Source organism: Candidatus Pelagibacter sp. HIMB1542 (assembly GCF_052047835.1).
Taxonomy (GTDB): Bacteria; Pseudomonadota; Alphaproteobacteria; order Pelagibacterales; family Pelagibacteraceae; genus Pelagibacter.
Genome location: NZ_JBNAJB010000001.1, coordinates 122,340 through 135,195 on the forward strand (window position 1 = coordinate 122,340; position 12,856 = coordinate 135,195).

General features: G+C 32.0%; 15 protein-coding genes. 14 read left to right on the top strand and 1 reads right to left on the bottom strand.

Annotation, left to right across the window (positions count from 1 at the left end; all coding sequences use genetic code 11):
* Positions 1–46: 46 nt before the first annotated feature.
* The 14 genes from ACTTBI_RS00660 (at position 47) to ACTTBI_RS00725 (ending at position 11,576) form a co-directional block, all read left to right on the top strand.
* Positions 47–940: a branched-chain amino acid ABC transporter permease gene (locus ACTTBI_RS00660; RefSeq protein ID WP_075506246.1), complete on the top strand. Its 894-nt coding sequence runs from the start codon at positions 47–49 to the stop codon at positions 938–940.
* Positions 937–1,119 carry a hypothetical protein gene (locus ACTTBI_RS00665; protein WP_440652188.1) on the top strand — a complete coding sequence of 61 codons (183 nt, stop codon included), beginning with the start codon at positions 937–939 and terminating at the stop codon, positions 1,117–1,119. Before ACTTBI_RS00660 ends, ACTTBI_RS00665 begins: the two co-directional genes overlap by 4 nt.
* The gene (locus ACTTBI_RS00670; protein WP_075506244.1) at positions 1,106–2,158 is read left to right on the top strand and encodes a branched-chain amino acid ABC transporter permease; all 1,053 of its coding nucleotides are present in this window, start codon (positions 1,106–1,108) and stop codon (positions 2,156–2,158) included. The genes ACTTBI_RS00665 and ACTTBI_RS00670 overlap by 14 nt, the downstream gene beginning before the upstream one ends.
* On the top strand, positions 2,155–2,895 hold the full coding sequence (locus ACTTBI_RS00675) for an ABC transporter ATP-binding protein (RefSeq protein ID WP_023854239.1): 741 nt from the start codon (positions 2,155–2,157) through the stop codon (positions 2,893–2,895). Before ACTTBI_RS00670 ends, ACTTBI_RS00675 begins: the two co-directional genes overlap by 4 nt.
* Positions 2,895–3,680 (top strand): ABC transporter ATP-binding protein, encoded by a 786-nt coding sequence (locus ACTTBI_RS00680; protein WP_440652189.1) that lies wholly within the window; start codon positions 2,895–2,897, stop codon positions 3,678–3,680. The genes ACTTBI_RS00675 and ACTTBI_RS00680 overlap by 1 nt, the downstream gene beginning before the upstream one ends.
* A complete protein-coding gene (locus tag ACTTBI_RS00685) occupies positions 3,680–4,384 on the top strand; it encodes an AzlC family ABC transporter permease (protein WP_440652190.1) in 705 nt (234 codons plus the stop codon). Before ACTTBI_RS00680 ends, ACTTBI_RS00685 begins: the two co-directional genes overlap by 1 nt.
* On the top strand, positions 4,374–4,697 hold the full coding sequence (locus tag ACTTBI_RS00690) for an AzlD domain-containing protein (protein ID WP_440652191.1): 324 nt from the start codon (positions 4,374–4,376) through the stop codon (positions 4,695–4,697). Before ACTTBI_RS00685 ends, ACTTBI_RS00690 begins: the two co-directional genes overlap by 11 nt.
* Positions 4,698–4,737: 40 nt before the next feature.
* Complete coding sequence (gene glaH / locus ACTTBI_RS00695; protein ID WP_440652192.1) at positions 4,738–5,649, top strand: glutarate dioxygenase GlaH; 912 nt, start codon at positions 4,738–4,740, stop codon at positions 5,647–5,649.
* A gap of 34 nt (positions 5,650–5,683) precedes the next feature.
* A complete protein-coding gene (locus ACTTBI_RS00700) occupies positions 5,684–6,451 on the top strand; it encodes a pyrroline-5-carboxylate reductase (protein ID WP_440652193.1) in 768 nt (255 codons plus the stop codon).
* Positions 6,452–7,240 (top strand): ABC transporter ATP-binding protein, encoded by a 789-nt coding sequence (locus ACTTBI_RS00705; protein WP_262590336.1) that lies wholly within the window; start codon positions 6,452–6,454, stop codon positions 7,238–7,240. It abuts the gene before it with no gap.
* Positions 7,240–7,947 (top strand): ABC transporter ATP-binding protein, encoded by a 708-nt coding sequence (locus tag ACTTBI_RS00710; protein ID WP_262590337.1) that lies wholly within the window; start codon positions 7,240–7,242, stop codon positions 7,945–7,947. The genes ACTTBI_RS00705 and ACTTBI_RS00710 overlap by 1 nt, the downstream gene beginning before the upstream one ends.
* A gap of 1 nt (position 7,948) precedes the next feature.
* The gene (locus tag ACTTBI_RS00715) at positions 7,949–8,959 is read left to right on the top strand and encodes a branched-chain amino acid ABC transporter permease (RefSeq protein WP_440652194.1); all 1,011 of its coding nucleotides are present in this window, start codon (positions 7,949–7,951) and stop codon (positions 8,957–8,959) included.
* A 35-nt stretch (positions 8,960–8,994) separates the two neighbouring features.
* Positions 8,995–10,326, top strand: a complete 1,332-nt coding sequence (locus ACTTBI_RS00720) for a branched-chain amino acid ABC transporter permease (protein WP_440652759.1) — start codon at positions 8,995–8,997, stop codon at positions 10,324–10,326.
* A 74-nt stretch (positions 10,327–10,400) separates the two neighbouring features.
* Positions 10,401–11,576, top strand: a complete 1,176-nt coding sequence (locus ACTTBI_RS00725; protein ID WP_440652195.1) for an MFS transporter — start codon at positions 10,401–10,403, stop codon at positions 11,574–11,576.
* Positions 11,577–11,607: 31 nt separating this feature from the next.
* Here ACTTBI_RS00725 and ACTTBI_RS00730 read toward each other — a convergent pair whose 3' ends face one another.
* Positions 11,608–12,798, bottom strand: a complete 1,191-nt coding sequence (locus tag ACTTBI_RS00730; protein ID WP_440652196.1) for an ABC transporter substrate-binding protein — start codon at positions 12,796–12,798, stop codon at positions 11,608–11,610.
* Positions 12,799–12,856: the final 58 nt, after the last annotated feature.

Consider the following 12,856-nt stretch of genomic DNA (forward strand, 5'->3'; position numbering starts at 1 on the left):
CCCTGGTAATAGGGGGCTTTTTTTTATATAAACCAAAAAAGATTTTATGGATTTTCTTGTATTTCAATACCCAATGATAACTGTTCAAGCTTGCTTGGATGGTATTCTTTTAGGAGTATTGTTCGCATTAATTGCTTATGGAATGGCACTTCAATGGGGTGTTATGAATATAATTAATATTGCTCAAGGAGATCTTGTTATATTAGGAGGATACATTGCGTACTTTATGTATCTTTACGGTATTCATCCAGCATGGGGAGTAATTGTTGCTCCAATTATAATGTATTTCGTAGGTATTGCGATTTATAAACTGGTTATAAATAAAGTAGTCGATAGAGATTTATTTATCTCAATTTTAGCTACATTTGGAATAAGTATTTTATTCATGCAATTAATGAACTTTGCATTTGGTGCAGATGTTGTACTTGCAAATTCACATTATGGTACAACAATGTTGTTTGATAATAATGTTGTTCTTCCTAATTCAAAAATATTTTCAGCATTTATCAGTATTTTATTTGCAGTTTGCTTAGTGATTTATATGAAAAAATCTAAGCTTGGACGAGCAATTAGAGCAACTGCTCAAAATGCACGTGCTGCAAAAATTTTAGGTGTAGATACTGAAAAAGTATACGCAGCAACTTTTGGAATTAATGCTGCTTTATGTGGTGTAGCTGGAGCTTTAATCTCTATAACATTCACTATTCACCCTTATATGGGATTACCTTATACGATTAGATCTTTTATGATTGTAATTGTTGCTGGTTTAGGAAATTTACCAGGTGTTGCAATGTCAGGTATGGGATTAGGAGTTTTTGAGGAATTTGCAGATTATATTTTAGGAACAGAATTTAGAATTGGATCAGTATTTTTATTACTAGTCTTAATTTTAGTTTATCGAAGATTTAAACTTTCAAGAAAGAGAGAGTACTTAAAATGAGAAAAGTTAAAATCAATGATAATCAAGGTCAAACAGTTGAAGTTGACATAGATAAATTTAAAAAACACTTAGATGAATATCATTCATCAGGCTCAAGTGTACATGATGAAGATGGTTATTATTTTACAGTAGATCAAAATTTCAGAGAAAAAATTAATAGTCTATATGAACAAAAATAATTTAATACTTTATATAGGAATTTTAATATTTGGTTTAGCAGCACCATTTATATTTCCAGCATTTAAAGTACAATTATCAATTCTTTGCATTCTAATTGTTCTTGCAACTACTTGGAATATCCAAGGAGGGGAGATGGGATACAACACATTTGGAAATATTTTGTTCTATGGACTGGGTATGTATTTGTGTGCTTCAGTTCAAGTTGGAATGTTTTTTCCATTAGCAGAGTGGACAGAAAGTGGTGGTGAAAAAACATTTGTACATACTCCTACCCAATTTTTCCAAGGTATGGCAATGGGACTTGTTGTTGCCGCAGTGGTTCCAACTATTGTTGCTGGTTTAATTGGTTATGCAATATTAGGATTGAGAGGCCACTATTTTGCTATTTGTACTCTAGGATTAGGAGTAGCTGCTGGTGAAATTTCTGGAGGAATTGAAATTATTGGAGCAGGACAAGGTTTTACAACTCCACCATTTCCTAATGTAGGAGGCTTAGAAGCTAGAGGAGAATTCTTTTACTTTTTAAGTTTTATAGTTTTAGTTTTGACATTTATAACTGTGAAAGCGATTTACTCTACTAGATTTAAGTTAATCCTTAATGCAATCAGAGACAATGAAGACAAGGCTGAAGCTATGGGAATTGCAACAATGAAATATAAAATTATTGGTTGGATGATTTCTGCATTTTTCTGTGGTCTTGCAGGAGGGATAATGGGTGGGCTAGTTGGATATATCGACTCAACAGATGTTGCTTTTGATGGAAGAGAAATGGGAGTGTTCATGGTTTTAATGGCAATATTAGGTGGTAAAGGAACTCTTTGGGGACCAGTTATCGGTGCAACAATATTCCATATTTTTAAAGAAGGATTTTGGACATTCTTCCTAGGCTGGCAGTATGTAGCCTTGGGCGTATTAATTGTGGTGATCGTAATTTATTTCCCTGAGGGATTAATGGGATGGTTAAGAGAAAAATATCCTCACAGATTTGGAGAGGTAGTTGATGAGGCTGATCGAAAGGCTCAGGTAGAGATAAAATGAGTATTTTAGAAGTTAATAACGTTAGTAAATCTTTTGGAGGAGTAAAAGCTAATGTTGATATCTCCATGTCAGTTGAAAAAGGTAAAATAGTTGGATTAATTGGCCCAAATGGATCAGGAAAAACAACTTTATTTAATTCAATTGTAGGCACTTATCCAATAGACCAGGGTTCAATTAAATTTAATGGAAAAGAAGTTTCTGAACTTCCTGTTCCCGTAATAGCAAAGCTAGGTTTATTAAGAACATTTCAACAAACAAGAATATATGGAAAACTGAACTGCATTGATAATATGCTAATTAGCCATAAGGGTAGTGATGAAAATATATTAAAACTGTTTTCAAAAATACCTCAAGAGCTTACAGAAAAAGCAGAAAATTTACTAAATTTTGTTGGTTTATATCAAAAGAGAAAACTTAGAGCAGGTGATTTATCTTTTGGACAACAAAAACTTTTAGAACTTGCTATGGCATTAATGAATGAACCAGAAATGCTTTTACTAGATGAACCAACAGCAGGAATAAATCCAACTTTAATCAATGGAATTATTGATAGATTGATAAAAGTAAATCAAGATTTTGGTATCACTCTTTTAGTTATTGAACACAATATGAGAGTGATAATGCAATTAGCGGAGAATATATTTTGTTTAGCTCACGGTAAAATGTTAGCAAATGGTTCACCAGATGAAATTAAAAACGATAAGCGTGTTATCGATGCATACCTAGGAGCCCAATAATGTCAAATCAATATGAAGTTTTAGGAAAAGCTCCAACACCAGAAGATTTAAAAAAACTATCTCCAAATGAAATACATCTGACAATTAAAAATTTAAATGCTGGGTATGGTAAAATGGAAATTTTACATAATTTTGATTTATTCGTGAACAAAGCACAATCATTGTGTTTGATTGGACCAAACGGAGCTGGTAAATCTACAATTCTTCACTCAATTTATGGATTTACAAACATCTTTTCGGGTCAAATTGAAATAGAAGGAAAAGAAATTACAAATCTTTCACCAGCTGAAAAATTAAAATCAGTTGGAATTGCATATATCTTACAAGACAATTCTGTATTCCCAGATATGACAGTTGAAGAAAACTTATTAATGGGTGGATATATTAAAGATAAAACCGAAGAGTCTTTTGAAGAAGCTGAAAGAATTTTAGAAAAATACGAGAGATTAAGAAATAGAAGAAATCAGCCTGCTAAAGTTTTATCAGGTGGTGAAAGAAGATTGTTAGAAATCTCTAGAGCTTTAGTTATGAAACCATCCGTTCTATTAGTTGATGAACCTTCAATTGGTTTAGAACCAAGATATATTGACATGGTTTTTGAAATTTTGAGAGATCTTCAACAAAATGAAAAGAAAACTATTATATTAGTTGAACAAAATGCCAAAAAAGGACTAGAATTTGCAGACATTGGATATGTATTAGTATCTGGACAAACTGCAATTGCTGGCAAAGGGGATGAGTTATTGCAAAACCCTGATGTTGGTAGACTATTCCTTGGTGGTTAATGATAAATAAAGATTTCTTTTTTAAAGGCTATAAATCAATACTAGCTCACGATAGCCCAGCAATAGCTTTAGGTTGTTGTTTTATTGCTATAGGAGCTCTTTTAAAAAATCTTGGCTTCAATATTCAAGAAAGCATTTTTTCTACCATGCTGACTTATGCATTGCCAGGATCTCTAGTTATGGCAGAGTCTTTATTGGTTGGCGCTTCTTTGTTAAATATTTTTTTAGCAGTTTGGTTTGTTAATGCTCGTTTATATCCAATGGCTGTTTCTTTGTTTCCATTAATGATGCATGAAGATCAACCAAAGTGGAAATATTATTTTTCATGCCATTTCATAGCTGTATCAGCTTGGTTGATTATGAAGAGTAATTATAAGACTATTCCAGAAAAATATAGAATTGATTATTGGATAGGGATTGGATGCGCTACTTGGAGTGTTGCTGTAATTGGGACTTTAATAGGTTTTTATTTTTCAGAATATTTAAACAAAGAAATGATGATGGGTTTAGCTATTTTAAATCCTGTATATTTTTTATGCATGATGGTAGGAGCGTCAAAAACAAGACAAGTAACTTTATCAGTTTTACTTGGAATTATTTTGGGGCCTGTTTTTTATTTTTTTTCACCTGAATGGTCTATTTTATTAGGTGGAGTAGTTGGCGGCACTATTGCTTACTTAATAGGAGAAAAAAATGTCAACTAGTATCGTTTTAGCAATTTTGGTGACATCCCTTGCAACTTTTTTATCCAGATTTCTTGGAGCAATAAGCTCAGAAGGTATAAAAGAAACTTCTAAGATGTTTAAATGGTTTAATTGTTTAGCTTATGCAACTTTGGCAGCCCTAATTGCAAGAACAATAATTTTTCCAGTTGGTGTAATGGATGACTCAAGCTACTTAGTAAGATTTGTTGTTGTTGTACTATCCTTAACTGTTTTTTTTATTTCTAAAAAAAATTATGTTTATCCCACAATTTTCTCTGCCATAAGTATGGCAATATTAGTTAATTATTTCTAAATAAAATTGATTTATTAAAAAACTTAACCTAAGGTTTCTTATGGAAAAAATACCTGGTTTAGAAATTCAAGAACATGATAAATCAAAAAGAATTTTGAATATTAAAATTACTGATGAGATTATTAAGAAATTAGTTTTTCCATTTAATAAATTCGACTTAACAGCTTTAGAACTAAAGCCTTTTACAAGGTTTACAATAGCAAAAAGTTTAGATGATTTAACAGAAAATAAACTTAGTAAACTAATGAACTCAATAATTAGAGATCGTTCAACTGGTTGTTTTATAATTGGACCAAAAAATATTTCACCAAAAATTAATGATAAATTCTTAGTAAAATTATCAACAGCTATTGCCTATTTAATTGGAAATCCTAACCATGATTCAATGGCAGGAAAATACTATGCTCGTTTTCATGTTAAACATGAAGACGCGAGTGACTCTTATTTAAGAAAAGCTTACCGTAATATGGATCTTCATACAGATGGAACTTATGTTAAAGAAATTACAGACTGGTTAATTATGACAAAGTTAGAAGAAGAAAACGTAGAGGGTGGAGAGACCGCGATGTTGCATTTAGATGATTGGGAACATTGCAAAGAACTATCAAATGATCCTGTAGGTAAACAAGATTTTTTTTGGAGCTCACCTAAGAGTAAAAATGTAGATTATAAAGTTGAGCATCCCGTTTTTTCTTCAGATGATAAAGGAAGACCACATATTTCATATATTGACCAATTTCCTGAACCAAAAAACATGGAACAAGGCAATTTTTTACAGAGATTATCTGACGCTCTGGAAGGAAGTGAAAATAAAGTAATTACAAAGTTACCGGTTGGTTGCTCTATAATTGCAAATAATTATTTTTGGCTTCATGGAAGAAAACCTTTCAAAGAAAATAAAGAATTAAGCAGAGAATTGTTGAGAATTAGAGGATCTTTTTTTGTTAATTAATTCAATATAATCAATATAAAGTAACCAAAATATTATGATTTTAGGTTTTATTGGTACGGGTAAAATTGCATCTTCAGTAATAACTGGAATATGTAAATCCAGCCTTAAATATAAAAAAATAATAATTTCTCCAAGGAATAAACAGATTGCCAAAAGTTTAAAAAAAAAGTTCAAAAAAATAGTTATTGCTAAAGATAATCAACAAATTGTTGATCAATCTAATTGGGTATTTTTATCTATTACACCTACGGTGGGAGAGAAGATAATTAAAGATTTAAAATTTAAGTCTAGTCAAACAATTGTTAGCTTTATATCTACAATTACTCTATCACAGTTAAAAAAAGCCATTAAAGTAAAAGCAAAAATAGTGAGAGCAATTCCTTTGCCACCAATATCATTAAAGAAAGGACCAGTTCCAATATGTCCACCAAATTCAAAAGTAAAAGCTTTTTTTAATCATTTAGGAACTACTGTAGAAATTAAAAATGAAAAATCTTCAATAAACTTTTGGTCTACTTCTGGAATGATGGCACCTTTTTATGAAATGCAAAGATTAATGTCTGATTGGTTAATTAAAAAAGGGGTAAAAAGAAATAATGCTCAAAAATATATAACTTCTTTGTTTTTAGCTTTATCAGAAGATGCTGTTATACATTCTAAAGAAAACTTAAGAGAGTTAGTTAAAGAATCACAAACACCTAAGGGATTAAACGAGCAGGGTGTCAATGAATTGACAAAAGCTGGTTTTTATAAATCATTAGAGAAAACTTTAAATAGTATTTACAAAAGATTAGATAAATAAATGTCTGAAAATATTTTAGAGATAAATAATTTATCAAAGTATTTTGGAGGACTTGCTGCAGTTTCTGATTGTTCTATTAAAGTTAAAAGAGGAACTATAACGGGTATAATTGGTCCAAATGGATCTGGTAAAACAACTTTATTTAATTTAATTGCTGGAAATTTAAAATCTTCAGGTGGGAGTGTAACATTTGATGAAGAAAATATCACAGATGTTCCATCTTATGAATTGTTCTCAAAAGGATTGCTTAGAACTTTTCAAATAGCACATGAGTTTTCAAATTTGTCTGTTCTAGAAAACTTAATGATGGTTCCAGGAAATCAATCAGGTGAAAAGCTAATGACAGCATTATTTAAGCCAGGGTTAGTTGCAAAAGAGGAAGCAGAAGTTAAAGAAAAAGCAAAAGAAGTAGTTGAATTTTTAAATTTAGGACATCTGTCAAATGAGCTTGCAGGTAATCTTTCTGGAGGACAAAAAAAATTGTTAGAACTTGGAAGAACCATGATGGTTGATGCAAAATTAGTGTTATTGGATGAAGTGGGAGCAGGAGTAAATAGAACTTTGTTAAAAGATCTCGGCACTGCAATCGAAAAGCTAAATAAAGAAAAAGGTTATACTTTTTGTATGATTGAGCATGATATGGATTTTATAGGGAGATTATGTGATCCTGTAATTGTTATGGCTGAAGGGTCAGTTTTATTTGAGGGTTCTGTTGAGGAAGCTAAAAAAGATGAAAAGGTAATAGAAAGTTATCTTGGCAGAGGATCAAAATTAAAGGATGAAGTTTAATGGCATATTTTGAGGGAATAGAGATGACTGGTGGTTATGGAAATGGACCAGATATAATTAATTCTTGTTCTGTCGAAGTAAACAAAGGAGAAATTGTTTCTATCCTAGGACCTAATGGTGCTGGAAAATCTACAGCTATGAAAGCAATGTTAGGCTTATTAAATTTAAAATCTGGATCGGTTAAAATTGATGGTAAAGATATTTCAAAACTTTCTCCACAAGATCGAGTTAAACAAGGAATTTCATTTGTTCCTCAAACCAAAAATGTTTTTGCAGGAATGACAGTTGAGGAAAATTTAGAAATGGGGGCCTTTTTAGTAAACTCTGAGATAAAAAATATTATTGAGGAAATTTACGAACTATTTCCGATCCTTAGAGAAAAAAGAAACCAAATGGTAGGTGAATTATCTGGTGGTCAAAGACAACAAGTTGCACTTGGAAGAGCGTTAATGATTAAACCAACAGTGTTAATGCTTGATGAACCTACCGCAGGCGTATCACCAATTGTTATGGATGAATTGTTTGATCATATCGTTAAAGTTAAAAGAACTAATGTTGCTATTTTAATGGTAGAGCAAAATGCTAAACAAGCATTAAATATTTCTGATAGAGGCTATGTATTGGTTACTGGAGAAAATCGTTATTCAGGGACTGGCAAAGAATTATTGAACGATCCAAGAGTAAGAAGCTCTTTCTTAGGAGGATAGTATGGATCTTATTAATGCAATAATTCTTTTACTAAATTATATTTTTATTCCAGGACTTACTTATGGTTCTCAATTAGCCTTGGGTGCAATTTTTGTTACTCTAATTTATGGAATTCTGAGATTTGCTAATTTTGCAACTGGAGACATGATGTCATTTGGAACCATGATGACAATTTTATTCACTTGGTATTTTCAATCTTTAGGTATTTCTCTTGGAGTTCTGCCTACAGCTTTAATTGCGCTTCCATTTGGTATTTTTTTTATGATTTTATACATGCTTACAATCGATAAATTTGTTTTTAAGTATTACAGAACTCAAAAAAGTCCACCAGTTCAGTTTGCTATGGTTAGTATCGGTGTGATGTTTGTAACTCAAGCAGTTGTTAGAATTATAATAGGTCCAGGAGATAGAAGGTTTTTTGATGGAGAAAAATTCATTATCAAGGCTAGAGAATTTAAAGAAATGACAGGTTTAAACGAAGGACTTGCCCTTAAATCTACTCAGGTCATTACTATTTTTGTTACAATAGTTTTAGTCTCTTTATTGTTCTGGTTTTTAAATAAAACTAAAACAGGAAAAAGCATGAGAGCTTACTCTGATAACGAAGATCTTGCTTTGCTTTCAGGAATAGATCCTAAGAAAATAGTATTGGTAACTTGGGTAATTGCAGGAATTTTAGCCACTATTGGAGGAGCTTTGTATGGTTTAGATAAAAGTTTTAAACCTTTCACTTACTTTAATAATATGCTTCCTATTTTTGCTGCAGCAATCGTTGGAGGAATTGGAAATCCTTTCGGTGCGTTCTTGGGTGGCTATGTGATTGCTTTTTCAGAAATTTTGTTAACATATGCATATAAGAAATTTTTTATGTACATATTACCTGAAAGTATGGAGCCAGAAGGCTTAGTTCAATTACTTTCGACCGATTACAAATTTGCAGTTTCATTTTCAATCTTGGTGATCGTATTACTTTATAGACCATCAGGGATATTTAAAGGGAAAGTATTGTGAGAAAAAATCTAAACGTTATTGCAGCATATAGTATCATGATGGTTCTAATTCTATTAGTTGGAATTTTTCAATCATGGAATATTGCATTATCAATATTTAATCTTTGCTTAATTTCAGCAGTCATGACCATGGGTGCAAACATACAATGGGGTTATGCTGGTTTAATTAATTTTGGAATAATGGGATACACTGCTTTAGGGGGGCTTGCTGCAGTAATAATTTCAGTTGATCCAGTTCAAGAAGCATGGAGAACTGGTGGATTTGATATTTTAATGTGCTTATGGCTCATCATTGTAATGGTTTTAGTTATCAGATTTATTTTGAAAAATTTTGAAAAATCAAAATTAAGAACTTACAGTATTGCAACTCTAATTATTGCAGCTATCATAATTATCAGAGTTACAGCGGAACCAGGTATTGAAAAAATTGAAGCTGTAAATCCTGCAACTACTGGTTTTCTCGGTGGGTTTGGTTTACCTATCATTTTCTCCTGGATCGTAGGTGCATTATTTGCTGGAGGTTTAGCCTTTATAGTTGGAAAAGTTGCTTTAGGTTTAAGAGCTGATTATCTAGCAATTGCGACACTATTGATTTCAGAAATTGTAATAGCAATAATTAAACATGAAGACTGGTTAACCAGAGGTGTTAAAAATGTAATCGGCTTAAAGAGACCTGCTCCATACGAAGTTGATCTACAGACCACAGATTGGTTTATAAATTTAGTAGAAAAGTTTAAATCTAGTAAGTTAGATCTAATTACTGATTTATCCGAAAGACAAGCAGCATTAAATCAATTTGTAATCGAAGGTTCTTCAATATTTGTTAAACTATGCTACTCAGGTTTGTTTTTAGTTGTTGTTATAGTACTTTTAATTCTTACTCAGAAAGCTCTTTATTCTCCATGGGGAAGAATGATGAGAGCAATAAGAGATAATGAAGAAGCAGCAAATGCTATGGGTAAAAATGTTGTGAAACAACATTTGCTAATATTTATTTTAGGTTCAGCAATTGTTGGAATTGCAGGAGCAATGCTAGTAACTCAGGATGGATTATTTACACCAGGAAGTTATAGACCAATGAGATATACATTTTTGATTTGGGTAATGGTCATAGTTGGAGGAAGTGGAAACAACTTTGGTGCAATTTTAGGTGGCTTTGTTGTATGGTTTTTATGGATTGAAGCAGCACCAATTTCAATGTTTTTAATCAACTTCTTTACTGCAGGCATTCCCGAAACAAATGCTATCAAAGCTCATCTTATTGAAAGTGTTCCTTATTTTAGATTTTTATTGATGGGTCTAGGTTTGTTATTCATTATGAGATACCGACCTAAAGGTATACTTCCAGAAAAAATAGAAATAAAATAATTAAACATGAAATATATTATTTTAGGTGCTGCAATTGCTTGGGCTATGTATATGGCTGATAAGTATATGTTTTAATGAACAGAAATCTTTCGCTACTTATTTCAAGTCAGGTTTTTGGTTTCACAGCAGCCAATGTAACAGTTTTTTTAAGTGGAATAATCGGAAGTCAGCTTTCAACTATTAAATCACTAGCTACTTTTCCTCCCTCAATTTATGTAGTTGGTATAGCAATCTCTACAATTTTTGCTGCAAAAGTTATGTCAATTATTGGCAGACGTTTAGGTTTTGTTTTGGCATCTATAGGTAGCTCTTTAGCTTGTTTACTTGCTGCTTACTCAATCTTTATTAATAGCTTCATAATATTTTCATTTTCTTGTTTTTTACTTGGTACTGGAATGGCTTTCATTCATCAGTATAGATTTGCAGCAGCTGAAACAGTTGAAAAAGATAAAGCACCCAAGGCAGTTTCTATGCTTTTGTTAGCAGGAATTGTCTCTGCATTTATAGGAATTACTTTAGCAAATAAATCAAAAGATTTAATTAGTGATCATGTTTATGTTGGATCGTATATCGCATTAGCATGTCTTACTATCATGCCTGCAATTTTTTTAAGTTTTTATAAAAATTCAAAAATTACTAATAAAAATAATTCAACATATTCCAATGTAAGGACTTACAAAGAATTTGTTTCTGATCCAAAATTTTTACAAGCAATGGTAGCTGCTACTTTTGGTTATGTGGTTATGGCATTTTTAATGACAGCTACTCCAATTAGTATGCATTATGTCCATAAATTAAGTGTAGACAAAGTTGGACTGGTTATCCAATTTCACGTACTTGGAATGTTTCTTCCATCATTGTTCACGGGTAACCTAATAAAGAGATTTGGTTTTTCAAATATAATGTACATGGGAGTTTTTTTTTATGCTTTGACAATATCATTAAGCTTATTTGAACCAACTTTTATAAATTACTTTGCTTCATTGATATTTTTAGGTATAGGATGGAATTTTCTATATATCTCAGGAACTAGCTTGTTAGTTACCACCTACAATGAGCAAGAAAAATTTAAAGCCCAAGGATTTAATGATCTAATAGTTTTTTCTGCTACAGCAATTGGAAGTTTATCAGCAGGAATTTTAATTTCATTGTTGAGTTGGAAAATAGTAAATTTTATGTGTATTCCTTTTTTGATAATTATTTTATTTGTAATTTTGAGAGCAGATATAAAAAAAGCCCTAGCAAACTAATTTACCAGGGCTTTTTAAAATAAGATTTAAATTATCTTTGTTTTTTAGTTTTGAATTTTCCGCCTTTAACTTCTTGCTCTAAGAAAGAACCTTCAGCTTCACCAACTTCAGTAAAAGATACTCCAGTAGCACCTTCGTAATTTATCTTTTTACCTTTTGCTAGTAAGTCTAAACCTTTCTTTAATTCACCTGGGTAGATTTTAGTACCAGGAGCGTTAGCAACATCCATTACATTTTTTGCAATAGATGCTCTGTCAGCAGAATTACCCGCTTGCATTGCAAGAACGATTAAAGCAGCTGCATCGTAAGATTCTCCAGTGTAAGGACCAGATGAATCTATACCACCAGCTTTTGCAACTTCTGCAAATACACCAGCACCTTTGCCAGTAGAACCTGGAAGAGATCCAAATGATTTGCTCAAGTCTTTACCAAATGCATCAACTAATGATTGACCAATCATACCATCTGATAAAATGAAAGTATCAAATGCACCAGAGTCTAAAGAAGCCTGAATAATTCCTTTTCCTCCTTGGTCAAGATAACCAATAACTGCTACAGCATCACCACCAGCAGAAGCAAGAGTTGCTACTTCTGATGAGTAATCTGCTTTACCATCTTCATGAGCAGTTACAGTTGTAACTTTAATACCATGAGCTTCAACTGCTGCTTTATAAACATCAGCTAAACCTTTTCCATAGTCATTGTTAGTATAAGTAATTGCAACACTTTTTACTTTTCTGTCTTTAGTAATGTCAGCTAAGATTTGACCACCTCTAGCATCTGAAGGAGCAGTTCTAAAGAAATATCCATTATCATCTAGAGTAGTTAATCCTGGAGAAGTTGCTGAAGGTGAAATCATTACTACACCGTTTGGTACAGCAACATTTGTTGCAATAGCACCTGTTACACCTGAACAGTCAGCTCCCATAATTGCAACTACACCACCTGAAATTAAACCTTCAGCTGCTGCTGTTGCTGCTGCTGAGTCAACACAAGTTGAGTCTGCTCTCATTGCTTCAATTTTTTTTCCACCAAGTAATGAACCTGAATCTGAAGCTTCTTTAAATGCAAGCTCTGCAGATGCAGCCATAGCTGGAGTAAGAGATTCAATAGGACCTGTAAATCCTAAAATGATTCCCATTTTGATCGAATGTCCGTCTGCCATAACGTTTGAACCAAAGCTTGATACAAACATAAATGCAGCGATAAATAGTTTTCTCATTATCTTCCTCTTTATTGTTAACAATTTATAAAATCTAATTTAAGTATGAATAATCTGA

Excerpts from the sequence above, each read along its gene's own strand:
- ACTTBI_RS00660 (WP_075506246.1), top strand. The coding sequence starts at position 47 with ATGGATTTTCTTGTATTTCAATACCCAATGATAACTGTTCAAGCTTGC.
- ACTTBI_RS00665 (WP_440652188.1), top strand. The coding sequence starts at position 937 with ATGAGAAAAGTTAAAATCAATGATAATCAAGGTCAAACAGTTGAAGTT.
- ACTTBI_RS00670 (WP_075506244.1), top strand. The coding sequence starts at position 1,106 with ATGAACAAAAATAATTTAATACTTTATATAGGAATTTTAATATTTGGT.
- ACTTBI_RS00675 (WP_023854239.1), top strand. The coding sequence starts at position 2,155 with ATGAGTATTTTAGAAGTTAATAACGTTAGTAAATCTTTTGGAGGAGTA.
- ACTTBI_RS00680 (WP_440652189.1), top strand. The coding sequence starts at position 2,895 with ATGTCAAATCAATATGAAGTTTTAGGAAAAGCTCCAACACCAGAAGAT.
- ACTTBI_RS00685 (WP_440652190.1), top strand. The coding sequence starts at position 3,680 with ATGATAAATAAAGATTTCTTTTTTAAAGGCTATAAATCAATACTAGCT.
- ACTTBI_RS00690 (WP_440652191.1), top strand. The coding sequence starts at position 4,374 with ATGTCAACTAGTATCGTTTTAGCAATTTTGGTGACATCCCTTGCAACT.
- glaH (WP_440652192.1), top strand. The coding sequence starts at position 4,738 with ATGGAAAAAATACCTGGTTTAGAAATTCAAGAACATGATAAATCAAAA.
- ACTTBI_RS00700 (WP_440652193.1), top strand. The coding sequence starts at position 5,684 with ATGATTTTAGGTTTTATTGGTACGGGTAAAATTGCATCTTCAGTAATA.
- ACTTBI_RS00705 (WP_262590336.1), top strand. The coding sequence starts at position 6,452 with ATGTCTGAAAATATTTTAGAGATAAATAATTTATCAAAGTATTTTGGA.
- ACTTBI_RS00710 (WP_262590337.1), top strand. The coding sequence starts at position 7,240 with ATGGCATATTTTGAGGGAATAGAGATGACTGGTGGTTATGGAAATGGA.
- ACTTBI_RS00715 (WP_440652194.1), top strand. The coding sequence starts at position 7,949 with ATGGATCTTATTAATGCAATAATTCTTTTACTAAATTATATTTTTATT.
- ACTTBI_RS00720 (WP_440652759.1), top strand. The coding sequence starts at position 8,995 with ATGATGGTTCTAATTCTATTAGTTGGAATTTTTCAATCATGGAATATT.
- ACTTBI_RS00725 (WP_440652195.1), top strand. The coding sequence starts at position 10,401 with ATGAACAGAAATCTTTCGCTACTTATTTCAAGTCAGGTTTTTGGTTTC.
- ACTTBI_RS00730 (WP_440652196.1), bottom strand. The coding sequence starts at position 12,798 with ATGAGAAAACTATTTATCGCTGCATTTATGTTTGTATCAAGCTTTGGT.